This is a genomic window from Paenibacillus sp. FSL H7-0326 (genome assembly GCF_001955535.1).
GTDB classification, from domain to species: domain Bacteria; phylum Bacillota; class Bacilli; order Paenibacillales; family Paenibacillaceae; genus Paenibacillus; species Paenibacillus shunpengii.
This window is the reverse complement of record NZ_MPVN01000001.1, coordinates 484,382-509,538: the sequence shown is the minus strand read 5'-3', so window position 1 is coordinate 509,538 and position 25,157 is coordinate 484,382. Positions and strand designations below refer to the sequence as shown.

Sequence of the window (25,157 nt, the reverse complement as noted above, 5' to 3'; positions counted from 1 at the left end):
TGCGGTTTTTTGTCTAGTTATACGAATGCACCACAAATTTAGTTATGAGGGAAGTGAGAGACACAGGATGAACGACAATTACGAGCAGGATATGATCCAGGACATAGAGCAGGGTGTCTCCCATTTTCCTAATGAATCACTAGAGATCACCCGAGTGGAGAAGCTGCGAGGGCGTGAAGCGAGGTATATGATATCATTTGGTTCATATGAGCTGTCTGTATTGGAAGACGTAATGATCAAGTACCGAATGATCAAGGGAAATTCATTTCACAAAACGGAGCTTGAAGAAATTGTTATCGCTGATGAGAAACAGCGAGCTTATGTACAAAGTCTAAAATTCCTGGAACGGAAGCCGCGGACAAGGCATGAGATGGCACAGAAGCTGAAGCAAAAGGAATATGTGGATTCAATAATTGAAGATGTATTATCAAGGCTGGAGCAAGAGAGGCTGATTGATGATTCATTCTATGCAAAAGAATGGGCTAGACAGCGTATTTCCAACCACCGAAAGGGGAAACTGTGGGTAGGGCAGGAGCTCCGGCAAAAAGGGATAGCCAAAGAACATATTCAGGTTGCTCTTGGCGAAGTCAGTCTAGAGGAAGAATGGGACAGCGCGATGACTGCTGGACGCAAGAAGTGGGATCAGGTTAAAGGAGATCTGCTCGAGAAGAAACGTAAAACCTACCCCTTCTTAATGCGCCGTGGATATTCTGGAGAGGTCACAAGGAAGGTCATCGGACAGCTTCAATCACAGTATGCGGATGAGTATGCAGGGGAAGTGGATGAAGAGGATATGATCGACTAAATAGGCCCATACCATAAAAAGCGCATTCTCTTGACAATTTCTTAACACGAATACTAAAATGTACATGAGTACCATATGCGAATAAGTATTTTTTCCTTCCAAAAAAATCCTTTGTTCGACCTTCGTATGGTGCACTCATTTATTGATGTAAGACCATCGCTTTTGTCGATGGTAATATGTACATGCTTTGCGTGTACAACAAGAAGACGGTGATTGCGACCGTTTCCATTTTTGTAAAATGTGTAAGATTTGAACACAACAATTGCAAATATCCCAAGGATAAATCCCTTGGAGGAATCAACGAGGAGGTGAACATAATGGGTGTAGACATCTTGATTCTCGTTGTTGCCGCTTTAGCTACTGGGGTTATTGGGTTCCTTGCCGGATATTTTATTCGCAAATCTTTAGCTGAGGCTAAAATTTCTAGCGCTGAAGAAGCTGCTGTCCAAATCGTAGAGAATGCGAGAAAGGATGCAGAGGCGCTGAAGAAAGAAACGGTACTAGAAGCAAAGGACGAAGTCCATCGTGTACGTACCGAAGCTGAAAAAGACATTCGTGAGCGTCGAAATGAAGTTCAACGACAAGAAAGACGATTGTTGCAAAAGGAAGAGTCGCTGGATAAAAAATTGGAGTCCTTGGAACGCAAAGAAGAACAAGTGGCCAACAAAGAGAAACGTATTGATGAAACACAGCAGCAAATTGAAATGATCTACAAGAGTCAGGTCACTGAGCTTGAGCGAATTTCTAATCTGACGATGGAGGATGCGAGAAGCATCATCTTGTCTAACGTAGAGCAAGAGGTTCGACTGGAAACAGCTCAGATGATTAAAGAGATTGAACAGCAGGCGAAGGAAGAAGCTGACAAGAAATCTCGTGAAATTATTACCTTGGCGATTCAGCGTTGTGCAGCAGACCATGTTGCGGAAACAACCGTATCTGTTGTAACACTGCCTAATGAAGAAATGAAGGGCCGTATTATCGGTCGTGAAGGCCGTAACATTCGTGCTCTTGAAACCCTTACTGGGATTGACCTCATTATCGATGATACACCGGAAGCGGTTATATTGTCTGGATTTGATCCGATTCGCCGTGAGATTGCCCGTACCGCCTTGGAGAAATTGGTGGCTGATGGACGTATTCATCCAGCTCGAATTGAAGAGATGGTTGAGAAGTCTCGCAAAGAGGTGGATGAACGCATTCGTGAGTATGGAGAACAAGCTACTTTCGAAGTGGGAGTACACGGTCTTCATCCGGATTTGATCAAGATTTTGGGCCGTTTGAAATTCCGTACAAGCTATGGACAGAACGTACTGAAGCATTCGATGGAAGTCGCATATTTAACAGGGCTTATGGCTGGAGAGCTTGGCGAAGACATCGTGCTTGCCAAACGTGCCGGGCTCCTTCATGATATCGGTAAAGCACTGGATCACGAGGTGGAAGGCTCACACGTGGAAATTGGTGTGGAGCTGGCGAAGAAATACAAAGAACATCCGGTTGTAATCAACAGTATTGCCTCTCACCATGGAGATGCGGAAGCAACTTCAGTGATTGCGATGCTGGTGGGTGCAGCTGACGCTCTGTCAGCAGCAAGACCAGGTGCACGTCGTGAAACGCTCGAAACCTACATCAAGCGTCTGGAGAAGCTCGAAGCGATCTCAGAATCGTTTGAAGGTGTTGAGAAATCATATGCCATTCAAGCAGGACGCGAGATTCGTGTTATGGTTCAGCCGGACAAGATTGATGATGCAGAGTCATTCCGCTTAGCTCGAGATATTTCCAAAATGATCGAGAATGAGCTGGATTACCCTGGACACATCAAGGTTACGGTCCTTAGAGAGACACGTGCAGTGGAATATGCTAAATAAGGATTATGCATAATCCTTGAATAAGAATGAACGTAAGAAAGTGGCCGGATAACGGCCACTTTTCTCATTCATAGATGATTCTTGATTTATTAATTGGGTTAATAAGGAGGCAACGCACATTAAAGTTTTATTCATAGGTGACATTGTAGGCAGCGTTGGTCGTACAGCAGTGAAAGAAAATTTACCTTATCTCAAATCGAAATACAATCCTCACATCATTATTGCCAATGGTGAGAATGCAGCGTCTGGCCGCGGTATCACTCAAGCGATCGCCAGACAATTTTTCGATTGGGGAATTCACGGCATTACCATGGGGAATCACACATGGGATAATCGGGATATTTTCGAGTTCATTGAGGATGAGCCGCGTTTGATTCGGCCGGCCAATTTTCCGGATAACACGACTCCAGGCAACGGTCATGCCGTAATCAAGGCTAACGGTAAAGAGCTAGCCATTGTTAATCTTCAAGGCCGTACCTTTTTGCCGCCGCTGGATTGTCCCTTCCGCAAAGCAGATGAGTTGGTGGATGAGCTCAAGAAGAAGCATAAGTGCATTCTAGTCGACTTCCATGCAGAAGCCACTTCGGAGAAGATTGCGATGGGCTGGTATCTTGACGGAAGAGCCTCCATGGTTGTAGGGACGCACACACACGTCCAAAGCAATGATGAGCGTATCCTGCCAGAAGGAACGGCTGTGATTACAGACGTTGGCATGGTAGGACCAAGAGACGGCATACTCGGCATGAAGCGGGATGCTGTACTGCAGAAATTCCTTACGGGCTTGCCGGTTCGGTTCAATGTCGATGAAGGGAAGTGGCACTTCCACGCGGTAGTCGTTGAGATCGAGGAGTCCACCGGCAGAGCAATGAAGATCGAGAAGATCAGACTTATGGAAGACGAGTGGCGCATGGAATAAAAGCTCCTCATAACAAGGCGGGGCTTTCATCTTCACCGTTCAGTGCATCATGGGATGGAATGCAAAAAAGAAGGAATTTTTTTGTATCTCGCGAATAACATTTATTAGAGTCTGTTCAACAAAAAGATCGCACCGATGTATTGAAACGGACTTCCGTGCTAACAAAAAGGAACGTGGATCAAGCTGTTCAAGTTGCTGCATTTGTCACATGTTTGTTGGACCATGCATTTGAAAACATTCCATCATCCTATTCCCAGGGGAGGTACTTATCATGGAAGTATTAAAAGTTTCAGCCAAGTCCAATCCGAATTCAGTCGCAGGTGCATTAGCCGGTGTTCTCAGAGAAAGAGGAAATGCTGAGTTACAGGCGATTGGAGCGGGAGCTCTTAATCAAGCGATAAAAGCAGTTGCCATTGCCCGGGGATTCGTGGCACCGAGCGGAGTTGATCTGATCTGTATTCCTGCCTTCACGGACATCGTCATTGATGGGGAGGATCGAACAGCCATCAAACTGATTGTTGAGCCGAGATAGCATGCTGATTCCTTACTCGTCTTGAAGCCTGTTTGCCATTGATGCAAACAGGCTTTTTTGCGTTATTTGCGGCACGATGGATAGCTCTAGAAGAAATATATAGGTTGGCCACACTTAGGAACTGCATATATAAATAGAAAGTGTTTAATCCCGATCAAGGAGAGACGGTCATGGCGAATCGAATACCTGTGGTTGACATGCATTGTGATGTGCTCAGCAAAATCCAAATGAATTCGGAGCTTCAGTTCTTAAACGGTCCGGGCCTCGACGTAACTCACCATCGACTCGAAGAAGGTAATGTCATTCTGCAAACCTTTGCTATATATCTATCGGAGAAGCTGGGGACTCTTCGATTTGAGCATATTATGAAACAGATAGAGATATACAACCAGCTCGGCTTAAAATTGGTGCAGTCCAAAGAAGATGCAGCTTATCTTCGGAAGAGCTTCGACAACTTGAGGGGTGGACAATGGGGGCTTCTATCACTTGAAGGCGTTGACGGACTGGAAGGCAATCTCTTTTATTTGGAGCTGTGCTACCTTCTTGGTGTCCGGTTTGTCGGCATCACTTGGAATCATGCCAATTGGGCAGCAGACGGCATCCTCGAAGCAAGAAATGGAGGTTTCACGAACAAAGGAAGAACCCTAATTCACAGATGTAATGAGATTGGCATGCTAATGGATGTTTCCCATTTGTCCGAGGCAGGATTTTGGGAGCTGGCAGATGCTTCATCTCAGCCTTTTATTGCTTCACATTCCAATGCCCGAAGTATTTGCCCGCATCCGAGAAATTTGACTAACGATCAGATTCGGGCCATCGTCGCCTTGGATGGAAGAATGGGAATGACCTTCGTCCCATGGTTTGTCAAGGAGAAGGGAACGGTGAAGATCTCAGATCTACTGAAGCATATTGAACGAGTCTGTGAGCTTGGAGGAGAGAAGCATTTGATGTTCGGATCGGATTTTGATGGAATTTATGAATGGATACACGGGCTGGAGCATCCGGGACAATATCCAGAACTCGTAAACTCGCTGGTGAAGCATTATCCCGAATCCGTCGTAAGAGGCTTCATGTATGACAATATTTTGTCATTTATGGAGGAAAACTTGAAGACCATAGGACGTTGAAGCGATTAAAGTCATCCGAAATGTCGGGATGACTTTTCATTTTGTTCTTAATATGGGTATAATAATGGATGGAGCATTACAGATAGAGAGACAAGGAGTGTTAGTAAACATGAGTAAAACTGTACCTGTAGGCGTATCAGCACGCCATATCCATTTGACGCAAGAGCACATTGAGGTGCTGTTTGGCGCTGGATACCAATTGACTGAATTTAAACCGTTGTCCCAACCTGGACAATTTGCTGCAAATGAGACTGTTGCCGTTATCGGCACGAAAGGTCAATTCGATAAAGTGCGTATTCTTGGACCAGCTCGTCCTGCGAGCCAGCTTGAGATTTCACGTACAGATTCCTTTGCGATCGGTATTAAAGCACCTGTTCGTGAATCAGGCTCCATTGATGGAACACCTGGTGTGACACTGAAAGGGCCAGCAGGTGAGGTTACACTTGAAGAGGGCGTCATTGTTGCTGCTAGACACATTCATTTCCATACTTCGGATGCGGAGAAATGGAATATCAAGGATAAAGAAATGCTGAAGGTTCGTCTCGGCGGCGAGCGTGGCTTGGTTCTTGAGAATGTCATCGCCCGTGTATCTGATTCCTTCGCACTGGATATGCACATTGATACAGATGAAGCGAATGCCGCTGGAGCTAAAACTGGCGACGTAGCTGAAATCATCGATTAATAGTTAATTAACGACTATATTATGAGGGTTGTTCACTTTGGAGCTTTATTCCAGAGGGACAACCCTCATTTTCTTATAAGAGTGCCGATTTTAAAAATCCCTTCAGTGAAGGATTGTGGATATGCATAATAAAGCATGTTATAATTTGGTGTAATGCCTTTTTTGTTAGTGGAGGCACTTGTGTTTCAATCATTGATGCTTATCATTGTGAAATAGATTCAGCGTAAGGAGTGACCGTGTGACCATGGCGAAAGAGAAGAAAGATTACTCCAAATATTTTGATTTTTCGGATGCGAAAGTCATTTCGGAAGATGAGTTTGGTAAGAAAATCCGGATTCGTGGACGGGAGATCAATATTATTTCGGAGCCTGACCATAGACGTGAGAAGCAACGGGGTAAAGAAGACATTCAGGTCATATATGAGAGCGCAGTTCCCGAAGAGATGAGAACGATCGGTAAAGGGAAGCATTATCTTGTATATACCTATGGCTGTCAAATGAATGAGCACGACTCAGAAACGATCAAGGGGATTCTGGAGGAAATGGGCTACCAGCCAACAGAGGATCGCAAAGAGGCGGATATCATTCTGCTTAATACCTGTGCTATTCGTGAGAATGCAGAAGATAAAGTGTTCGGAGAGCTTGGCCATTTGAAGCATCTGAAGACAGAGAAGCCTGACCTTCTGCTCGGCGTTTGCGGCTGTATGTCTCAGGAGGAAACTGTAGTCAATCGAATTCTCCAAAAGCATGGTTTCGTAGACATGATCTTTGGTACTCATAATATTCACAGACTGCCGCACCTCATTAATGAAGCATTCTTCAGTAAAGAAATGGTGGTAGAAGTCTGGTCCAAAGAAGGCGATATTATTGAGAATATGCCGAAGAAGCGTCAAGGAATGCGGGCGTGGGTCAACATTATGTACGGCTGTGACAAATTCTGTACATACTGCATCGTACCATTTACGCGTGGTAAGGAGCGGAGCCGCCGTCCGGAGGATGTTATAGCGGAAGTTCGGGATCTTGCTCGTCAGGGCTTCAAAGAGATTACACTGCTTGGACAAAACGTGAATGCTTACGGAAAAGACTTCACGGATATCAAGTATGGCTTCGGTGATCTCATGGATGAGATTCGCAAGATTGATATTCCACGGGTCAGATTCACGACTTCACATCCACGTGATTTCGACGATCATCTGATCGAAGTTCTTGCTAAGGGCGGAAACTTGGTAGAGCATATCCATTTGCCGGTTCAGTCCGGCAGCACAGCAGTTCTGAAGAAAATGAGCCGCAAGTATACAAGAGAGCGTTATTTAGAGCTCGCAAGTAAAATTAAACAGTCGATTCCCAATGCCGTGCTTACAACGGATATTATTGTGGGCTTCCCGGGCGAAACCGATGAGCAATTTGAAGAAACGTTGTCGCTCGTTCGTGAAGTGGGATATGATTTTGCATACACCTTCATTTATTCTCCACGTGAGGGAACACCTGCGGCGGTCATGGAAGACAATGTACCGATGGAAGTTAAAAAGGAACGGCTGCAGCGTCTGAACAAAGCGGTTCAGGAGTACAGCTATGAGGCACACGAGCGGATGAAGGGACAAGTCGTTGAGGTTCTGGTTGAGGGCGAGAGTAAGAACAATGAAGCCGTGCTCTCGGGTCGTACACGCGGCAACAAGCTGGTTCACTTCGAAGGATCCAAGGATTTGATCGGTACCTTCGTACAGGTTGAAATTACAGACGCTAAATCATGGTATATTAAAGGTGAACTCGTGTCTCTGCCTCAAGCAGCGAACCAGTAACCACACACCAACAGACAGCATGACATTGCAGGGTGAGAAATTCAAATCAAGAATGGAGCGATCATTCATGGCAGAAGATAGAGTTAAAGTCAATCAATATGGTATGCCTTCATTTAATACGCGAGATCTCATTATACGCGATGATATTATGGTAAAGGCAAAAGAACTGGCCGATTTGATCGGCACTAGTGAAGAAGTGCAGCACTTTAAACAGGCGGAGCTAAAGATTCGTGAGCATGAGCGAGTTCAAGGCCTAATTCAGAAGATGAAGAAAAAGCAAAAAGAAATCGTTGCGTTCGAATCGTTTCAAAATAAAGAAATGGTTGAAAAAATTGAACGTGAAATTGAGGAGCTTCAGGACGAAATTGACAATATTCCTCTGGTAACGGAATTTCAGCAAAGCCAGAGTGACATCAATTATCTGCTGCAGCTTGTCATTTCAGTAATACATGATACCGTGTCGGAAAAAGTAAATGTCGAGACGGGTACGGAAGCTCCTCCGTCAAGATGTGACTAAAGACAAGAGTGCGGAATTTCAACATTTCCGCGCTCTTTTTATGTAAAATTACAAGCACAACCGAACAACCAATGAAACATTAAATATATAATGATATCCCTTTATTAAATAACGACGGTATTATGAAATTGATTCAGGGAATTATAATTTTACATCTAGGGGGGACATCCATGAATATTGTAGAAGAAATGATAAAGGATGCTGATGAACGCTTTTGGGGATTACTCGGGTGCAGGCTCATCAGTGTAACAGAGGATGAAATTACAATAGCGATAACGGCAGGAAAGAAGCATACAAATTCAATGGGAATCATTCACGGCGGAGTATTATCGTCATTAATGGATCAAACGATGGGAATGGCTGCTGTTCATGCCAAGCAGCTGGATCACTGTGTCACAACGAATCTGAATGTCCACTATCTTGCTCCGATGAGAGAAGGGGAATTAATCGTGACAGCCAAAGTTATCCATGAGGCGGGGAGAAGTCTGACCACGACTTCAGAAGTTAGAAATGCCGATGGAGTCATCGGATGTATGGCAACCGCCTCTTTCCGTTTGGTTATTCCTAAGAAATAGCAATGTCTGTAGGTGAATCATTATCGCGATAACTCCTGGGTAAGGTTGACAAACAGTATCATGATGTCATAATGAAAATATCAAAATGAAATCATAGCGGTGATAATCCATGAATGAAGAACTATACGAGAAAGAACATGAAGAAGATCGATCCGTACCCGTTGGTCAGAAGAAGAAATACCGTACGCCGGATGGTGTACCGGCAGATATTGTCATGTTTACCCTTACGAAGCGAGAACGCAAGACAGTAACCAAGACATTACCCATCCGTGAACTAAAAGTGATGCTGATTAAGCGTAAATCTTGGCCTTTTGCAGGTAAGTGGGCTTTGCCGGGTGGTTTTTGCCAGGAGAACGAATCGATTTATGACGCAGCTAAGCGAGAGCTGATGGAAGAAACCGGGGTTGATGGCGGTCACCTCGAATATTTAGGTGTATACAGCCAGCCGGGCCGGGATCCGCGTGGGTGGATCATCTCCCATGCTTTTTTTGCGCTTGTTGAAGAATGGATGCTGGAGCATAGGCAAGCCGCAGATGATGCTGAGGATGTCGGATTATTTACCATTCAGGAAGCATTAAATGAATTGGAGCTCGGATTTGATCATAGAACGATTATTGAAGATGCTTACAAAAGAATTCAGCAGCAAATGCTGCAAACCACGATCGCCAGACAGTTCCTGCCTCAGCATTTCACCTTAAGTGAGCTATATCAGGTTATTCAAAGCGTAGTACCCGATTTTGAGGAGCCTAATTTTATTCGAAAAATTACATCAACTCGAAGCCGTCAGGGGATAATTGAAGATGTGAAGGATGAAGAAGGAAACCCAGTCAGTTCTAATCAATATTCTCAGCGGCCAGCACAGCTGTATCGCTTCACAGAGCTTGTGCCGAGATTATCTATTTATACTTGATTATCTAAGGAGTGAAGAATGTGAGAGCTCTGGTTGTTATTGATTATACGAATGATTTTGTGGACGGTAAACTTCCTGTTGGCGAGCCTGGGATTGCGATTGAACAAGCTGTGGTACAAATAACGAAACAATTTATAGATAATCGAGAGCTGGTTGTAATGGCAGTTGATCTGCATGAAGAGAAGGATCCTTACCATCCGGAGACGAAGCTGTTTCCTCCTCATAACCTACGGGACACGGAAGGGAGACAGCTCTATGGAGAGCTTGCGGCGCTGTATGAAGCGAACAAGAGCTCGATCTATTGGATGGACAAGACCAGATACAGTGCATTTGCTGGTACCGATCTTGAGCTGAAGCTGCGTGAGCGTGGTATAACAGAGGTTCACTTCATTGGGGTGTGCACCGATATTTGTGTGCTTCATACAGCGGTAGACGCCTACAACAAAGACTTCTCGATTACGGTGTACGAGGATGCAGTTGCTAGCTTTAATGAGGCGGGACATGTTTGGGCACTTGGTCATTTCAAAGGCAGCCTCGGGGCTGATGTAATAAGGTTTAACATTAAAGAGGATACAAACCTCTAACCATATGAATTTGTTTTGGCTTTTTTTATCGGCCTTGAGAGGATGAGTTAGATGCAAACGATTAGCCTGGCTTTACATACGGACAAATATCAAATTAATATGATGTATGCTCATTGGGTAAATGGCACACACAAGCGCAAAGCGGTATTTGAAGCCTATTTTCGCAAGCTCCCGTTTAAGAACGGGTATGCTGTGTTTGCCGGCCTGGAGCGAATTGTACGTTATATTAGCAATCTTCGGTTTACGATGGAGGATATTAAATATTTGTCCAGCCAGGAAGAGAATTATGACCCTGCTTTCTTGGAGGAGCTGCTTCAATTTTCATTCCAGGGAACGATCCATTCGATGAGAGAAGGAGCCATGGTATTTCCGGATGAGCCGCTGATTCGGGTTGAAGGAAACATTATGGAAACACAGCTGGTAGAGACCGCCATTCTGAACTTTATGAACTATCAGACCCTGATTGCAACCAAAGCATCGAGAATCAAGCAAGTATCAGGAAATGACGCTCTGCTTGAATTTGGGACTAGGCGAGCTCAGGAGGCCGATGCAGCAATATGGGGAGCACGTGCTGCCTATGTTGCTGGGTTTGATGCGACTTCTAATATGCTGGCAGGGGAGCAGTTCGGCATTCCGACGGCAGGCACACATGCCCACTCCTGGGTTCAGAGCTTTGAGACAGAGCAGGAGGCTTTTGACGCTTATGCCAAAGTAATGCCCGATCAGGTCACACTGCTGGTCGATACATTCGATACCTTGGGGAGCGGTGTTCCGCATGCCATAGCTACGGCCAAGATGCTGGAAGCCCAGGGTAAGAAGATGAATGCAATCCGACTCGACAGCGGAGATCTTGCTTATCTGTCCATTCAGGCACGCAAGATGCTGGACGATGCAGGTCTGCCTTACGTTAGAATCGTCGCTTCCAATGACCTGGATGAGCATACGATCTTCAACTTGAAGGCACAGGGTGCCAAAATTGATACGTGGGGTGTGGGAACCCAATTAATTACCGCTGCTGATCAGCCTTCCCTAGGTGGGGTGTACAAGCTTGTCGAGCGCGAAATGAACGGAAAGATGGAGCCAACCATTAAAATCTCGGCCAATCCCGAAAAGGTGACAACACCAGGGAAGAAAGAGGTATACCGTTTAATTGATCCGGAGACGAACAAAGCGATCGCAGATTATATTTCCTATCCTGATGATGATCAGCCGAAAGACCAGCAAGCGCTGGAGCTGTTTAATCCGGTTCATCCGTACATGAAGAAAAAGCTGAAAAGGTATAATGCGGTTAATATGCTTGAACCGATATTCGTAAATGGGCGGAGAGTCTACGAGCTCCCAACCTTAGAGGAGATCAGAGCTTATCATCAGGAGCAGAAGGAAATGTTCTGGCCGGAATATTTAAGAAAACTAAACCCTGAAATTTATCGGGTTCATATCAGCCCTGCAGCGTGGAATTTGAAGCAAAAAATGCTGGCGGAATATATTCAGTCGTAATGCTATAGCTATTGTAATAGAACACCTTCTCAGCCTAGATTATATTAGGGTATGGGAAGGTGTTTTGATTCGTTTCGTTGAAATAGGATAGTAGATTAAATTGATTTATTTTTATTTGAGGACAATTTAGGAAGGGGACCTGGCAATGAACAGCATAGATAACGAAACTCGGTTTAAAGCTTATGTGGTGCGTAAAGACGAAGAAGGCTTCAGAGTTGGAATCGAGGAGCGCACTCTTGCGGAGCTGCCGGATGAAGCAGTAACGATACAGGTGGAGTATTCCAGTGTGAACTATAAAGATGGTTTGGCAAGTACAGAAAATGGAAAAGTGGTGAGATCTTATCCAATCATACCAGGCATTGATCTTGCAGGTACTGTTGTTTCTTCTGCTGATGATCGCTTCAAGCAGGGAGACAAAGTATTAGCGACTGGGTATGGACTGGGGGTTCTGCAGGACGGTGGGTATAGTCCTTATGCGAAGCTGCCGGCAGACTGGTTAATTCCGCTTCCGGAAGGGCTGACAACGAAGGAAGCCATGTCTATAGGAACTGCTGGATTTACAGCGGCCATGTCTGTAGAGGCTCTGCTTCAAGCGGGTGTCACAAGAGAAATGGGTCCTATTCTCGTCGCGGGTGCAAGCGGTGGAGTAGGATCGATGGCGATCTCCATCTTGGCCCAGCTCGGACTTGATGTTATCGCAAGTACAGGGAAGAAAGATGCTGAAGAACAGCTCCTTAAACAACTAGGTGCAACTGAAGTGATTACAAGAGAGGAAGCTTATCAAAAAAGTAAAGGCCCATTGTCAGCTGAGCGATTCGCCGGCGTCATTGATCCGGTTGGCGGATCTGCTCTGAATGCTGTACTCGCATCAGTTAAATATGGAGGCGCTGTGGCCATATCAGGCATGACCGGAGGGAACACGTTTGAATCAACGGTATTTCCGTTTATCTTGAGAGGTGTATCACTGGTTGGAATTGATTCCGTATACTGTCCTCGGGATAGAAGACTGAAGCTGTGGAGACTGCTGGGTAAGGAATGGAAGCCGGAGACTGCACTTGTCCAAGGCGTAAACGAAATTTGCCTTGAAGAGCTGCCACAAACTTTGTCACGGATTCTCGAAGGCAGAGCTGTAGGCAGATCAGTTGTCAGACTGAATTCAGTTGAATAGACTGGTTATTGTCTAGAATGATAAAAACCAGGGTCGCTCATTGTATATGATCAGCGATCCTGGTTTCTTTGTATCTCTTGTAGTTATCATATTCACCATTCTATTTGAAGCCAGATTGGTTTCAATTATGCCGCATACTACTACTTGGTCTTGTAGATTTCGCGCATGACATGTCCCAGCTCAGGTGCGATAATTCGTGTAATGGCCAGCTTAACTGCTCCAGTTGAACCTGGCATTGAAAATATCGCTTTGGAGCCAATGACACCAGCCACAGCGCGGCTTAGTATAGCGGCAGTTCCAATATCCTCTGCAAAGCTGAGGTATCTGAAGATTTCACCAAAGCCAGGAAGCTCTTTGTCAAGCAAAGAATGTACAGCTTCATATGTATTGTCTCTAGGTGAGATCCCTGTGCCGCCAGTTAGTAGAATGGCTTCAATATCATCTCGAATCACCGATTGGTGGATTACGGATTGAATAGTGGATGTATCGTCAGGGATAATGATATAATCGACGACAGTGTATCCGGCATCTCGCAGCAGCTCCTGCATAAGCTGACCGCCCTTATCCGTATCCTTCGTGCGGGTATCCGATACTGTGATTACCATGCACTGGACTGTTTCAGGTGCCTCGTTACGGTGCTCTTGGACAGAATTCATTTCTATCAGCCCTCCAGTATAATCTATTCATAACAATAGACGATATAAGAGAAGTAAGCAATCATCGGATTCAAGATCAACATATATTCAGAAAGGATCATGATATTATGAAACCAAAACAGACATCTTCAGCTCCCATTCCCGTATATATCCTGTCTGGATTTTTAGGAAGCGGCAAAACAACACTGCTTGTGAAACTGCTTGAATATTGGAAAAGCCAAAACCTCACTCCCGCTGTTGTCATGAACGAGCTGGGCGAGGTCAATCTGGACGGCAAGCTCATTGATCAACGTGTCCCCATGGCTGAGCTGCTCGGCGGCTGCATCTGCTGCTCTGTCCGAGATAATCTAGGTATAGAGCTTGTCCAGCTCGTACAGAATACATCACCTGATGTCATTGTGATTGAAGCAACGGGCGCAGCGAATCCTATTGAGATTTTGGACGGAATCGCTGATACATCCCTCTACATAACGCTGGAGGTGAAAGGTCTCATCTCCGTGGTTGACAGCATTCATTTGCTAGAAACGTATCGCCTGCAGAAAGGCAAAACATTCCGGCTTATGCAAGAGCAGATCCGCGCTGCCTCCATCCTTCTTCTCAATAAAACAGATCGGATTGAAGAAAAGGATCGGCCAGAATTACTCAGCCTGGTTAAGGATTGGAATGAGCATGCAGCTATACATTTTACAGAGCATTGCAATATTGATCCGGCACTCTTAACAGAGGACGCCATTTATTTGGTGAATAGCGAAGGATCAGCTTCAGACTCCCGAGCACAGGAGAAACATCAGCTTCATCACTCTCATAATCATGTAATGGTCTATACGCATTACTTTAACAGCAAGATTAATAGCGTATTGTTTGAGCAATGGTTGAGGGAGCTGCCGCGTGATATTTACAGAGCCAAAGGAATTGTTCATTTTTCCGATACAGGAAGCCGCTTCTTGTTTCAGTATGCTTATCGTGAGCCGGATTTTACCAAGCTGGGCTCAGGGGAAGAGCTGAAGGATGTGGGAGTATTTATAGGTGAGCATTTTTCCAAGACAGAGCTGATCCAGCTGCTGCATCGGCTTGAAGAAGAAAGTTCGAAGATTAAATCATAAAAAGTCGAATTCAGAGGAAAGTTATTGCATATTGATTATCATACCGATCTTACGGGTAATAGAATGAATAATGAGATTACGCGGAGGGATGTAACAATGGCAATGACAAACATAGAGATGGAGACACAGACACAGATTGCAGCTTGTTTGGAAGCGATGAATGCATGTAATAAATGTTATGTCTCAAGTTTGAAGGAATATGATCTAGGCATGTTAAAAGAAAGTATCAGGCTGAACAGAGAAGCTGCCGAAATTTGCAGCTTTGCGGCTTCTGCGCTCAGCCGGGGTACAGATTACAAGGACGAGATTCTGGCTCTTGTCGTTAAGGCCTGCAGAGCATGTGTAGCGGAGTGTGAGAAGCATGAGCATCTGCACTGCAAAGCCTGTGTGGACAGCTGCCGCAAATGTGCAGAAGTATGTAGCCCAGCTGGTCTTGCTGTATAATTACAATACTCCCGAATGAATTAGTGTTGCAAATGGATGGATAATCAAGATATAATGTTACAAAATTATAAATTCAATGATCGGGAGAGTAATGACAGAACACCTCATGTTTCAGCGAGCCGGGATAGTGCAAGCCGGTATGAAGGATCTGACAGGAAGCGCACCCGTGAGAAGGTACATTGAAACATCAGTAGGTGTACTCGTCATCAGCGGGCGTTATCCGCTTAGAGAGGAATCGAACAGGTTGCCAGCTGCGGGAAGCACTGCGGGTAAGCCGTTCGTATTCACATAGAGTGGTACCGCGGGAATATGTTAATCCATAGCTCTCGTCTCTGTAATATACAGAGGCGGGAGCTTTTTTGTATATATTGGAATAGGAGTGTATGTATATGCTGATAAATAAGGTTGTCGATTTGTTAGAACCGATGTTGGACTTACCGAGAGTGGAGATTAAAGCGATGGTGGAGGTACCACCGCGTCCAGAGATGGGGGATTTGGCTTTTCCTTGCTTTACGCTTGCTAAGACAATGAGAAAGGCTCCGGCTGTTATTTCAGCAGAACTGGCTGCCAGCCTGACAAGTCCCGAGCTTCGGGCTGAGGCTGCAGGCCCGTACATCAATTTTTATTTTGAACGCACAAATATGGCTTCGGCTATGCTTACAAGGCTTGCTGATCCGCAGTTTGGTAAATTACAGGTCGGTGCAGGCAAAAAAATGGTGATTGACATGTCATCTCCTAATATTGCGAAGCCCTTTGGTATCGGTCATCTGCGTTCCACAGTCATTGGGGCAGCGCTGTATCGAATGTATGAAGAGGCAGGCTATACAGTAGAAAGTGTGAATCACCTGGGGGACTGGGGGACTCAGTTTGGCAAACAGATCGCGGCTTACAAAAGATGGGGTGAAGATGCACGACTCGCGAAAGAGCCGATAAAGGAATCGCTGCGATTGTATGTGAAATTCCACGATGAAGAAGAGAACGACCCAAGTCTGGGAACGGAAGCTAGAGAATGGTTCAAGAAGCTTGAGCAAGGGGATGAGGAAGCTGTATCCTTGTGGAAGTATTTTGTCGATATCAGCATGCAGGAATTTAACCGGATGTACGACCGTCTGGGCGTTAAATTCGATCATGTGCTCGGAGAGAGCTATTATATTGATCTAACGGACAATACAGTGACCAAGCTAAAACAGTCCGGTCTGCTTACGGAAAGTGACGAAGCCATGGTCGTCAGATTGGATGAGGAAGGGATGCCGCCTTGTTTAATTATTAAGAAGGATGGAACAACCATCTATCCAACTCGGGATCTAACCACCGCATACTATCGTCATGAGGTCATGAAGGCAGATGAAGTGCTCTATGTCGTGGGTGCCGAGCAGAAGCTTCATTTTCAGCAGGTGTTTGCTGTACTCGCGAAGATGGGAGAGAAGTGGTCCGAGCATTTCATCCATGTCCCCTTCGGTCTGATGAAGTTTGAGGGACGAAAAATGTCTACAAGACGCGGCAAGGTTGTATTTCTTGAGGAAGTGCTGGATGAAGCCGTAGAGCGGGCAGCCCAAATTATCAACGAAAAAAATCCAAACCTCCAGAACGCTGCTGAGGTAGCTGAGCAGGTCGGACTTGGAGCGATCGTTTTTGGTGATTTGAAGAATCACCGATTAAACGAAGTGGATTTCTCACTAGAGGAAGCGCTCAGCTTTGAAGGAGAGACGGGACCTTACGTTCAGTACACTCACGCCAGAATTCAAAGCCTGCTGTCCAAAGCAAATACCAACACGGATGAGGAAATAGAGGAAACTTCGAAATCTGCAGCTGACGAACACCTAGACCAGGTACAGATTAGTGATGCAGCCTGGGCAGTCATGAAGCATTTATCCCGTTACCCTGAACAGCTCGAAAGAGGGGTTCGTTTAAAGGAGCCTTCTGTGCTGGCAAGATACGTCATTGATCTAGCACAGCTGTATAATCGGTTCTATCATCAAGAAAAAATTCTGGGGAGCCCTAAGAATGAACAGACTTACAAGCTAAAGCTCAGCGAGATTGTTGGACAACGAATTAAAGGCATACTTGGTCTGCTAGGCGTGCAGACACCGGAACGGATGTAATAACTAGATTGCTCATATGTATTTAGGTGCTGCTGAATGTATTGTCCTCACGGATCATAATGGATCGGGTAAAAGCAGCGCTGCTAAAATATTAGCAGCGCTGCTTTTTCCATCGAGCGGAAAAATTACCGCATGGAGCGCTACTGGTAATATAGTGGAAGTTCGAACAGGCTATGCTATAGATCGACTCCTGCCTCATTTGTACTTTTTAACCTAGCTCTACCATTTATTAAAGCGATGCTAAATCCAAATGATGTTGTTACCATGTCAGCTTCTACATTGCATGTGATTGTATACGTTATCATTTTGTTATCATGTTATGTTTATGTTTCTGTGAAAAGAAAGGATGTTATGTTGTAACGCTTACATTATGACGCAGATCTATATTTGTCGAAGAATATCGGCAGTATAGATCTTTTTTTATTATTTTAAGACAGAAATGTGTTATTATTTCTTACACTATCATTGATTTTTATAATTTTTCGTTAATTACAGATATAGAATCTGCATCCTCCAGATTTTACAATGGATAACAAGAGGAGGGGGAGCAATGTCAGAGATCTCTACGAATACAAAACTGGCACAGCACAAAAGATCCAGAGGTCTTGCTGTTCGATTGAAGAAGCAATGGGAGTTACAGATTATGGTCATCCCTGCGCTCATTCTCGTATTCATATTTAGCTATATTCCGATGTACGGAGTACTAATGGCTTTTCAGGACTATAGCATTTTTGACGGGTTCTGGGCGAGTCCATGGGTTGGCCTCAAGCATTTCGAAATGTTTTTTTCTTCACCTGATTTCTGGACGATTATGAGAAACACGCTTATTATTAGTGCGCTTAAGCTGTTTATCGGTTTTCCTGCACCGATCATTCTAGCCCTGATGCTGAATGAAGTGCGGAAGATGGCCTTTAAACGAGTCATCCAAACGGTTAGTTACCTGCCTCATTTCTTGTCCTGGGTTATCGTTGCTGGATTTGCGATGTCGATCTTGTCCACAGATAACGGTAGCTTGAACATTCTGCTTCAGAAGCTTCGCTTGATTGATGAGCCGATCGGCTTCCTGGGGATCGCTGAATATTTCTGGGGAATTCTTGTCAGCGTCAATGTGTGGAAGGAGATCGGGTTTAACTCGATCGTATATTTGGCAGCGATTGCCGGAATTAATCCCAACCTGTACGAGGCCGCACAAATGGACGGAGCAAGCAGATTGAAGCAGATCCGATATATTACGATTCCATCCATCATGCCTGTAGTCATCATCTTCTTTATTCTGGCGATCGGCAATTTGCTGAATGCAGGATTCGAAGACATATTACTGCTCGGTGGTAATCCGGTACTACGCGATGTATCCGACGTGCTGGATACCTATGTATACAGGACAGGGATTGAGAATCAGCGGTTCTCCTACGCTACAGCAGCAGGTCTGTTCAAAGCAGTTGTCAGCGTCTTGCTATTGACACTTGCTAACTATGTAGCTAGAAAGTCGGGGAATAGTCTATGGTAGATATCAAGCACAGTTACCGCAATAAGGAGGTATTTAGATGAAGTATAGGAGCTTTGGAGATCGAATGTTGATGCTCTTTATATACACGTTTCTGATCCTCCTGGGGTTCACCACCTTTTATCCATTCTGGAATGCGCTTGTCATTTCCTTTAATCAGGGACTGGATACAGCTCTAGGCGGTGTGACTTTCTGGCCGCGGGTATGGACACTTGAGAATTACGCCATTGTATTTCAGGACAGCCGTATCTTAAATGGCTTCTACATATCCATCATGAGAACAGTAATTGGGACAGTATTGTCGGTCTTACTAACTGCCTTGCTGGCATTTGCAATGTCGAAGAGTGAGCTGATTGGCAGGAAATTTTATATGGTCTTCTTCATTGTCACCATGTATTTCAGCGGCGGCCTAATTCCAACCTTTATGGTTGTACGTTCACTTGGACTTATGGATAATTTCTGGGTGTTTATCATCCCATCATTGATCAGTGTTTGGAACATGATTATTTTTCGTACCTTTTTCAAAGGACTTCCGGATGGGTTGATGGAATCTGCTCAAATTGATGGCTGCGGTCAGTTTCGAACGTTCTTTCAGATCGTCCTTCCTCTATCGGGGCCTGTGATCGCTACTTTGTCGCTCTTTACCGCAATTGGACACTGGAACGAATGGTTCCTGCCGAGCATCTACATCAATAATGAGAATTTACTGCCCATTCAATCGATGCTTCAGCAAATATTAAATTCGAACATTATGACAGAACAGATGTCACAGCTGGACTCGGCAGCTCAATCGAGAATGTCACAAATGAGAGAAGTAACATCAAAATCTTTATCGATGGCCACAATGATGGTCGCTACCCTGCCGATTATTATGGTTTATCCTTTTGTACAAAAGTATTTTGTTAAAGGTGTATTGGTCGGTTCACTTAAAGAGTAGGTGTTTAAAGTCACTAGACTTTGGACCATAGATTGATTCGCCGTATAAACAAGGGAGGGTTATGGAAGATGTGGAAAAGTAAAAAGAATCGAACGAGTAGTGCACTGACTTTGCTTCTGGCCTCGGTCATCGGGCTTGCGGGCTGTTCAGGTGGAGGAAGCGGGGGGACGACGGATACACCGGAAGCCGAACCAGCACCTGAAACAACGAAGGAGGAGACTGCTTCCACCAATTTTGAGCTTGGTGCAGAACCGCTGAATTTCTCCTTCTATGGTAATTATGACTGGTATACGATGCCTCAGTGGGGCGGAGACGAGGCCAGCAAATGGATTAAAGAAAACAAAAAAGTGGATATTACCGCCATTAATTCTGGCGGAAATGCGGCTCAGAAACTGAATACGATGATTGCTTCGTCTGAACTTCCAGATGTCATTTGGACCGATCGCGGCGCGGATGTAGAGCGTCTTCGGGCAGCTGGAGCACTCGTTCCGTTTGATGAATATCTTGACAAATACCCTAATTTGAAAGAATGGGCAGGCGAAGAAACACTTAATATGCTTCGTTCAAGCGACGGCAAGCTGTATCAGTTCCCGAACTGGTATACTTCACAGCCTAACGGTAATGCAGGCTACATTGTTAATAAGAAGATTTACACAGAGCTGGGTGAGCCTAAGCTCGAGACAACAGACGATCTGTACAACTACCTAGTACAAGTGAAAGAGAAATACCCGAATGTGATTCCTTTTGAGCCGGATCTTGCAGTCGATGGCCAAGGTCTGGATGTCCTCTACGGTGCATTCGGTGAGGATCACCCACCCGCATTTGTAAGCAATAGAGCGGTTCCCAATGGGGATCAATTGACATCGATCTTCACGGATCCTGTATTCAGAGAAGCAACTCAATACGCGAGCAAGCTCTTCCGCGAGAAATTGATGGCACAGGATGCCCTTACTCAAACCAAAGATCAGGTTAAGGAAAAAGTATATACAGGACGTGTAGCTGTTGCCGCAGGGGCAAGTCCTACGGAATACGGTTCGGTAGGTGACACGGAGCTGAAGAAGAAGGATCCGAATGATGGCTACTTCATGATCTGGCCGGTGCACAAAGAAGGGCTTGATAAAAACAAAATTTGGACGGGTACGTATAACAGCCTTGGCTGGAACGTTAGTGTAATTACTAAAGGCGCGGAAGATCCAGAGAAAATCTTTGCCTTCCTGGATTGGTATACAGGTCCTGAAGGTCAACGGGTTATTATGTGGGGACCAGAAGGGATCTATTGGGATGGTACTGATGAAGAAGGATCTCCTCTGTTTACAGATGCATTCGTAACGGATGTCGAAGGTCGTTCGAAGATGATGGATGCAACGGTTAACCTTCAGTGGAACGGAAATACAGTCTTCGTCGATAACTCCAAAATGAAGTTTGAGCAAACTCTTGCACCCGAAGATCAGAACTGGGAAACTAGATACCAATCTGAGATTACCTGGAAGACACAATACAATGCGACTGAATTCATTAACTTAGCTCCGCTTCCAGAATCCGAGGAAGGAATTATCCAGCAGCAAGTAAATGAAATCTTCAATGAAGCCAGAGCCAAAGCCTTGTACGCACAAAATGATGAGGAAGTGCTAAGTATTCTGGATAAGGCTCAGGAAGATGCAATGGCCGTTGGTTATGATAAATTGCTGGCCTTCAAGACACAAAAATGGCAAGAAAATAAAGCACAAATCAGTGGTCAATAATTTCTTCACGATAAGCAGGCTCATCCTAGTATAATAATGATAAACGTGCACCGTTCCTTGAAGTGAGCGGTGCTCACGTTTATCATTTTTCTCTATTTTCTTAGTCAGGGAGTGGTCATATGTATCAAGTGCTGATAGCTGACGATGAAATTTTAGATCTTGAGGGGATGGTAAGGTTTATCCCATGGGATGATTTGGGGATTCGGATTGTTGATGCCGTGAATAATGGTTTCGATGCCCTCGAAATCATCAAGAATCAGGCAATCGACATTTTGGTAACCGACGTACATATGCCGGGCATGTCAGGAATTGAGCTTGCACGAACGGCGCTAAAGGTGAATAAAAATTTGAAGCTTATTTTTGTCAGCGGCTATCAAGATTTTCGCTATGTGAAGGAAGCGTTAACACTTCATGCATACAGTTATGTCCTGAAACCCATGGATGATACGGAGCTCATATCCGTGCTTAAGCAAATTACGAGTGAACTGGATGAACAGCTTCTCCGGACCGAACTCGATCACAAGTTCAGTGAGGCTGTGATACAAACGATTGAATATCGTATCATGGGCGGACGCATCAACGTAACGGAGCAGCATCCTGCCTTATCCCATATTAACTTGGACAGCGAGGAGCTGTTTTTTGATAAGCCTCTTGACCTGCTGGTTACCTATCTTCTTGCTCAAGATAAAGATATGGTTCAAGCGCAAATTACCGAACTTATGGAGCCTGTACACAGACTTAACCTGCTGTCACAGCTTCATTTTATAGTGATTTCCTTACTCATTAAAATCGATCACTACGTGAGGACGAGGCTTGGTTATCCGGAAGGCTTTATTCCGTTTGGAGAGCATGATGTGGAGGCGATTAAGAGCAAAGGTTCACTAGCTGAATTAGTAAGCTGGCTGTCGAAGCATCTTATGGATCTGTTTGATATCAGCAATCATCCGAGACTGAAGCAAAAAAAGCACACGAAGATCGTCGGTCAAATTATAGAATATGTGGAAGCTCATCTTCATTTAAATGTCACCCTGCGTGAGGTTGCAGATGAGCTAAGCTTCTCCCCTAACTACCTGGGAGCCATATTTAAGGAAGAGACCGGAAAAAGCTATAACGAATACATTGTCCATTTAAGGATGGAAAAAGCATGTCATCTCCTCAAAGATCCAAAGATCAAGGTCTATGAAGTAGCAGATCGCGTAGGCTACAGGTATATGCCTTATTTCAGCAAGCAGTTCAAAGAAACCTATGGAATGACCCCAGTAGAGTATCGAAGAAAAGCATAATAAAGAATGGGGTTTTGTAATCATGTACAATCCTAAGCCGAAATTTCTTCCATTTGGTTGGAAGCTTCTCATTTCTTATTTAATTCTTATTATCCTACCTGTGGCCATCCTCGGCTTCACTGCAAATGCAATCTTAGTTGAATCCATGCTGACTCAAACGAGAAACAACCTGCAAGGAACGTTATCCCAGATGAGGGATAATGTAAGGTATAAGCTGGATGATACAGAAAGAATCGCAGATATGCTCTATTATGATGAAACACTTGCCCTCAATTTAATGCGTTATGAAGAAGGGTGGATCAGCTACGAGACGACATCCACGATTCTTCTGCCCAAGTTCAGACAAGCGGTCGAATCCACCAATCAGAAATTATGGTTGTCTATATATTTAAAAGATGATAATCTCCCAGAAATTTATTATGACTCTGGTAATATAGATTTGCTGCGGGTTAAACAGCAGTATTTTGATGTATATCACATCAGCCGCATACAGAATGAAGATTGGTATAGGGATTTTCCGAAGGAACAATATGGTAAGACGCAGACTTGGACACAGGTAGACGATGATGCTAAATTCGGAAGAATCTCACTTCTTCGGCGGCTTGTGAACACAATGAACCCTCTTGATCTGAAGGAGATTGGTTTTGTACGCGGCAGTGTGTATCTCTCCGAGCTGTTTGCAAGTCTTGACTACCAAAAAATTGGACCGGGAAGTCTGCTCGAAGTGGTTGACCAAGGAGGCAGCACGATGTATTCCTCTGGGGAGATGCAAACCGAGAAGCACAGCAGACAGCCCATTGAGAGCAGATCGGGTCACCTGCTTATTACGGAACAGCTGCCGGAGCTGGGCTGGACGATTAATGCTTATGTTCCGCAGGATTTGCTTGAGATCGGTGTGCAAAAGGTCAATCAAATGACTTTGTTCATCAGCTTGTTATTTGTTGTTCTTATCAGTGTGGTAGCTGGATATATTTCCCGCTTTTTCTCCAGAAGGTTCGCAAAAGTGATATCTGTACTTACGATGTTCCAGCAAGGTGATTTTCACAAGAGAATCGCATACAAGGGCAACGATGAATTTGCCATTATTGCAGATGCACTGAATCGAATGGGGGAGCAGACCGAACGTTTAATTGAAGAAGTATACGAGACCAATCTGAAGAAAAAGCAAGCAGAATTGGAATCGTTACAGGCTCAGATCAATCCTCATTTTTTATATAATACACTTTCGTCGATTAGCCGTTTAGCAAAGTTTGGCCGTGTAGAGCAGCAGCATCAAATGATTATGAATCTGGCGAAATTCTACAGATTGACCTTAAATGATGGAAGAACGATCATCTCGATTCATGATGAGCTTGATCAGGTGAAGGCATACCTGGATATTCAAAAAGTAAAGTATGGAGATCGACTCGAGGTGGACTATTGCATTGATCCACAAATTTTAAAGTTTAATACCATTAAACTGATTATTCAGCCATTTATTGAAAATGCACTGGAGCATGCATGGGTTGGCGATCGAATCTACATTCGAGTCGTTGGTGAACGGAAGGATGAGCATATTTTGCTTCAGATTATTGATGACGGCGTCGGCATGACACAGACATACGCTTCTCAGCTGCTGCAATCGCGGGATGATCGACAGAAGGGCTATGGCATTCTTAATGTGCATAGACGAATCCAGTTGTCCTTTGGAGATGAGTATGGCGTATCCATATACAGCCGGCCCGGGATAGGAACCAACATATCAATTACCATTCCAATCCAAGAAAAGAACGTGATTTGACCAAGTATGATAGATTTTGGTTGATCTTTCCACAGCTTTCCGAGTAACATAAATGTAAGAAAGCAAAAAGGAGAGACAAGGTATGCAGGAGCATCGGCTGCTGGATAGTGAGCATTCTAAAGAATTGTTCTCTTATTACGGTTTGGCGGTATATTACTCACAGGCTTTAGAACAACAACTCGTCAATTTGCTGGTGCTTATGAAGCTCACGCAAGGTAAGGTCAGCCCCGAGGAAGAGTTAACTTCGTTATACTATAAGAAATTAGGGAACTCTCTCGGACAACTGGTTAATGAAATACAGCACAATTTCGCTTTTACAGAAGAGGAAAGCGCCCTTCTTAACAATATTTGGAAGAAACGAAATTACATTGTGCATGATTATTTCAAGGAACGCATTCTGGAGACTTTCAGCAGTGAAGGTCGCAGCCAAATGATTGACGAACTGATTGAATTCAAGGATCAGGCTCAGAATCTAGAGCAGAAGCTGTTATATTACACGAGGGAATTGTTAAATTCCCTTGAGCTTGAAGAAGAGGAGATCGATCAAGATCCGAGCGACGAAGAATCGAGCGCACAGGAGTAAACAATGGAGAACCATACGATATGCTTGTGTCCTATTCATAGGAATGT

The 25,157-nt window shown here is 44.6% G+C and carries 25 protein-coding genes; 24 read left to right on the top strand and 1 reads right to left on the bottom strand.

The window, feature by feature from the left end:
• The first annotated feature begins 67 nt into the window (after positions 1-67).
• From BK126_RS02195 to BK126_RS02135, 13 genes are all read left to right on the top strand, one after another.
• A complete protein-coding gene (locus BK126_RS02195; protein WP_076311086.1) occupies positions 68-805 on the top strand; it encodes a regulatory protein RecX in 738 nt (245 codons plus the stop codon).
• A 317-nt stretch (positions 806-1,122) separates the two neighbouring features.
• A complete protein-coding gene (gene rny / locus BK126_RS02190) occupies positions 1,123-2,670 on the top strand; it encodes a ribonuclease Y (protein ID WP_076311085.1) in 1,548 nt (515 codons plus the stop codon).
• A gap of 118 nt (positions 2,671-2,788) precedes the next feature.
• Positions 2,789-3,586, top strand: a complete 798-nt coding sequence (locus tag BK126_RS02185; RefSeq protein ID WP_076311084.1) for a TIGR00282 family metallophosphoesterase — start codon at positions 2,789-2,791, stop codon at positions 3,584-3,586.
• A 271-nt stretch (positions 3,587-3,857) separates the two neighbouring features.
• A complete protein-coding gene (locus BK126_RS02180; protein ID WP_019005392.1) occupies positions 3,858-4,118 on the top strand; it encodes a stage V sporulation protein S in 261 nt (86 codons plus the stop codon).
• A 170-nt stretch (positions 4,119-4,288) separates the two neighbouring features.
• Positions 4,289-5,245: a dipeptidase gene (locus tag BK126_RS02175; protein WP_076311083.1), complete on the top strand. Its 957-nt coding sequence runs from the start codon at positions 4,289-4,291 to the stop codon at positions 5,243-5,245.
• Between the two features lie 109 nt (positions 5,246-5,354).
• Positions 5,355-5,927, top strand: a complete 573-nt coding sequence (pduL, locus tag BK126_RS02170) for a phosphate propanoyltransferase (RefSeq protein ID WP_076311082.1) — start codon at positions 5,355-5,357, stop codon at positions 5,925-5,927.
• A gap of 244 nt (positions 5,928-6,171) precedes the next feature.
• Positions 6,172-7,725, top strand: a complete 1,554-nt coding sequence (gene miaB / locus BK126_RS02165; protein WP_076311081.1) for a tRNA (N6-isopentenyl adenosine(37)-C2)-methylthiotransferase MiaB — start codon at positions 6,172-6,174, stop codon at positions 7,723-7,725.
• Positions 7,726-7,792: 67 nt separating this feature from the next.
• Complete coding sequence (locus tag BK126_RS02160) at positions 7,793-8,242, top strand: YlbF/YmcA family competence regulator (RefSeq protein ID WP_076311080.1); 450 nt, start codon at positions 7,793-7,795, stop codon at positions 8,240-8,242.
• 170 nt (positions 8,243-8,412) lie between these two features.
• On the top strand, positions 8,413-8,817 hold the full coding sequence (locus tag BK126_RS02155) for a PaaI family thioesterase (RefSeq protein WP_076311079.1): 405 nt from the start codon (positions 8,413-8,415) through the stop codon (positions 8,815-8,817).
• Between the two features lie 109 nt (positions 8,818-8,926).
• A complete protein-coding gene (locus BK126_RS02150; protein ID WP_076311078.1) occupies positions 8,927-9,727 on the top strand; it encodes an NUDIX hydrolase in 801 nt (266 codons plus the stop codon).
• A 20-nt stretch (positions 9,728-9,747) separates the two neighbouring features.
• A complete protein-coding gene (locus tag BK126_RS02145) occupies positions 9,748-10,311 on the top strand; it encodes a cysteine hydrolase family protein (RefSeq protein ID WP_076311077.1) in 564 nt (187 codons plus the stop codon).
• Positions 10,312-10,362: 51 nt separating this feature from the next.
• The gene (locus tag BK126_RS02140; RefSeq protein ID WP_076311076.1) at positions 10,363-11,808 is read left to right on the top strand and encodes a nicotinate phosphoribosyltransferase; all 1,446 of its coding nucleotides are present in this window, start codon (positions 10,363-10,365) and stop codon (positions 11,806-11,808) included.
• 145 nt (positions 11,809-11,953) lie between these two features.
• On the top strand, positions 11,954-12,976 hold the full coding sequence (locus BK126_RS02135) for an acrylyl-CoA reductase family protein (RefSeq protein ID WP_076311075.1): 1,023 nt from the start codon (positions 11,954-11,956) through the stop codon (positions 12,974-12,976).
• 140 nt (positions 12,977-13,116) lie between these two features.
• Here BK126_RS02135 and BK126_RS02130 read toward each other — a convergent pair whose 3' ends face one another.
• Entirely contained in the window at positions 13,117-13,632 is a 516-nt protein-coding gene (locus BK126_RS02130) for a MogA/MoaB family molybdenum cofactor biosynthesis protein (RefSeq protein WP_076311074.1), read from the bottom strand.
• Positions 13,633-13,739: 107 nt separating this feature from the next.
• Here BK126_RS02130 and BK126_RS02125 point away from each other — a divergent pair, with 107 nt between their 5' ends.
• From BK126_RS02125 to BK126_RS02080, 11 genes are all read left to right on the top strand, one after another.
• Complete coding sequence (locus BK126_RS02125; protein WP_076311073.1) at positions 13,740-14,735, top strand: CobW family GTP-binding protein; 996 nt, start codon at positions 13,740-13,742, stop codon at positions 14,733-14,735.
• Between the two features lie 96 nt (positions 14,736-14,831).
• On the top strand, positions 14,832-15,179 hold the full coding sequence (locus BK126_RS02120) for a four-helix bundle copper-binding protein (RefSeq protein WP_371264508.1): 348 nt from the start codon (positions 14,832-14,834) through the stop codon (positions 15,177-15,179).
• 91 nt (positions 15,180-15,270) lie between these two features.
• Positions 15,271-15,471 (top strand): hypothetical protein, encoded by a 201-nt coding sequence (locus BK126_RS02115; RefSeq protein WP_076311072.1) that lies wholly within the window; start codon positions 15,271-15,273, stop codon positions 15,469-15,471.
• Positions 15,472-15,568: 97 nt separating this feature from the next.
• A complete protein-coding gene (gene argS, locus BK126_RS02110; protein WP_076311071.1) occupies positions 15,569-17,281 on the top strand; it encodes an arginine--tRNA ligase in 1,713 nt (570 codons plus the stop codon).
• Positions 17,282-17,297: 16 nt separating this feature from the next.
• Positions 17,298-17,498: an ATP-binding cassette domain-containing protein gene (locus tag BK126_RS30315; protein ID WP_445321895.1), complete on the top strand. Its 201-nt coding sequence runs from the start codon at positions 17,298-17,300 to the stop codon at positions 17,496-17,498.
• A 426-nt stretch (positions 17,499-17,924) separates the two neighbouring features.
• Positions 17,925-18,788: an ABC transporter permease gene (locus BK126_RS02105; protein ID WP_445321900.1), complete on the top strand. Its 864-nt coding sequence runs from the start codon at positions 17,925-17,927 to the stop codon at positions 18,786-18,788.
• Positions 18,789-18,825: 37 nt separating this feature from the next.
• Positions 18,826-19,722 carry a carbohydrate ABC transporter permease gene (locus tag BK126_RS02100; protein WP_076311069.1) on the top strand — a complete coding sequence of 299 codons (897 nt, stop codon included), beginning with the start codon at positions 18,826-18,828 and terminating at the stop codon, positions 19,720-19,722.
• 68 nt (positions 19,723-19,790) lie between these two features.
• Positions 19,791-21,464, top strand: a complete 1,674-nt coding sequence (locus BK126_RS02095) for an extracellular solute-binding protein (RefSeq protein ID WP_076311068.1) — start codon at positions 19,791-19,793, stop codon at positions 21,462-21,464.
• Positions 21,465-21,583: 119 nt separating this feature from the next.
• Positions 21,584-22,747 (top strand): response regulator transcription factor, encoded by a 1,164-nt coding sequence (locus BK126_RS29695; protein WP_076311067.1) that lies wholly within the window; start codon positions 21,584-21,586, stop codon positions 22,745-22,747.
• A 22-nt stretch (positions 22,748-22,769) separates the two neighbouring features.
• Positions 22,770-24,527, top strand: coding sequence for a cache domain-containing sensor histidine kinase (locus BK126_RS02085; protein ID WP_076311066.1), 1,758 nt, complete (start codon positions 22,770-22,772; stop codon positions 24,525-24,527).
• 82 nt (positions 24,528-24,609) lie between these two features.
• A complete protein-coding gene (locus BK126_RS02080; RefSeq protein ID WP_076311065.1) occupies positions 24,610-25,110 on the top strand; it encodes a hypothetical protein in 501 nt (166 codons plus the stop codon).
• Positions 25,111-25,157 lie beyond the last annotated feature (47 nt).

What these genes read in the sequence shown, in the direction of transcription:
- BK126_RS02195 (WP_076311086.1), top strand. Translation starts at nt 68, where the DNA reads ATGAACGACAATTACGAGCAGGATATGATCCAGGACATAGAGCAGGGT.
- rny (WP_076311085.1), top strand. Translation starts at nt 1,123, where the DNA reads ATGGGTGTAGACATCTTGATTCTCGTTGTTGCCGCTTTAGCTACTGGG.
- BK126_RS02180 (WP_019005392.1), top strand. Translation starts at nt 3,858, where the DNA reads ATGGAAGTATTAAAAGTTTCAGCCAAGTCCAATCCGAATTCAGTCGCA.
- BK126_RS02175 (WP_076311083.1), top strand. Translation starts at nt 4,289, where the DNA reads ATGGCGAATCGAATACCTGTGGTTGACATGCATTGTGATGTGCTCAGC.
- pduL (WP_076311082.1), top strand. Translation starts at nt 5,355, where the DNA reads ATGAGTAAAACTGTACCTGTAGGCGTATCAGCACGCCATATCCATTTG.
- miaB (WP_076311081.1), top strand. Translation starts at nt 6,172, where the DNA reads ATGGCGAAAGAGAAGAAAGATTACTCCAAATATTTTGATTTTTCGGAT.
- BK126_RS02160 (WP_076311080.1), top strand. Translation starts at nt 7,793, where the DNA reads ATGGCAGAAGATAGAGTTAAAGTCAATCAATATGGTATGCCTTCATTT.
- BK126_RS02155 (WP_076311079.1), top strand. Translation starts at nt 8,413, where the DNA reads ATGAATATTGTAGAAGAAATGATAAAGGATGCTGATGAACGCTTTTGG.
- BK126_RS02150 (WP_076311078.1), top strand. Translation starts at nt 8,927, where the DNA reads ATGAATGAAGAACTATACGAGAAAGAACATGAAGAAGATCGATCCGTA.
- BK126_RS02140 (WP_076311076.1), top strand. Translation starts at nt 10,363, where the DNA reads ATGCAAACGATTAGCCTGGCTTTACATACGGACAAATATCAAATTAAT.
- BK126_RS02135 (WP_076311075.1), top strand. Translation starts at nt 11,954, where the DNA reads ATGAACAGCATAGATAACGAAACTCGGTTTAAAGCTTATGTGGTGCGT.
- BK126_RS02130 (WP_076311074.1), bottom strand. Translation starts at nt 13,632, where the DNA reads ATGAATTCTGTCCAAGAGCACCGTAACGAGGCACCTGAAACAGTCCAG.
- BK126_RS02125 (WP_076311073.1), top strand. Translation starts at nt 13,740, where the DNA reads ATGAAACCAAAACAGACATCTTCAGCTCCCATTCCCGTATATATCCTG.
- BK126_RS02120 (WP_371264508.1), top strand. Translation starts at nt 14,832, where the DNA reads ATGGCAATGACAAACATAGAGATGGAGACACAGACACAGATTGCAGCT.
- BK126_RS02115 (WP_076311072.1), top strand. Translation starts at nt 15,271, where the DNA reads ATGACAGAACACCTCATGTTTCAGCGAGCCGGGATAGTGCAAGCCGGT.
- argS (WP_076311071.1), top strand. Translation starts at nt 15,569, where the DNA reads ATGCTGATAAATAAGGTTGTCGATTTGTTAGAACCGATGTTGGACTTA.
- BK126_RS30315 (WP_445321895.1), top strand. Translation starts at nt 17,298, where the DNA reads ATGTATTTAGGTGCTGCTGAATGTATTGTCCTCACGGATCATAATGGA.
- BK126_RS02105 (WP_445321900.1), top strand. Translation starts at nt 17,925, where the DNA reads ATGGTCATCCCTGCGCTCATTCTCGTATTCATATTTAGCTATATTCCG.
- BK126_RS02100 (WP_076311069.1), top strand. Translation starts at nt 18,826, where the DNA reads ATGAAGTATAGGAGCTTTGGAGATCGAATGTTGATGCTCTTTATATAC.
- BK126_RS02095 (WP_076311068.1), top strand. Translation starts at nt 19,791, where the DNA reads ATGTGGAAAAGTAAAAAGAATCGAACGAGTAGTGCACTGACTTTGCTT.
- BK126_RS29695 (WP_076311067.1), top strand. Translation starts at nt 21,584, where the DNA reads ATGTATCAAGTGCTGATAGCTGACGATGAAATTTTAGATCTTGAGGGG.
- BK126_RS02085 (WP_076311066.1), top strand. Translation starts at nt 22,770, where the DNA reads ATGTACAATCCTAAGCCGAAATTTCTTCCATTTGGTTGGAAGCTTCTC.
- BK126_RS02080 (WP_076311065.1), top strand. Translation starts at nt 24,610, where the DNA reads ATGCAGGAGCATCGGCTGCTGGATAGTGAGCATTCTAAAGAATTGTTC.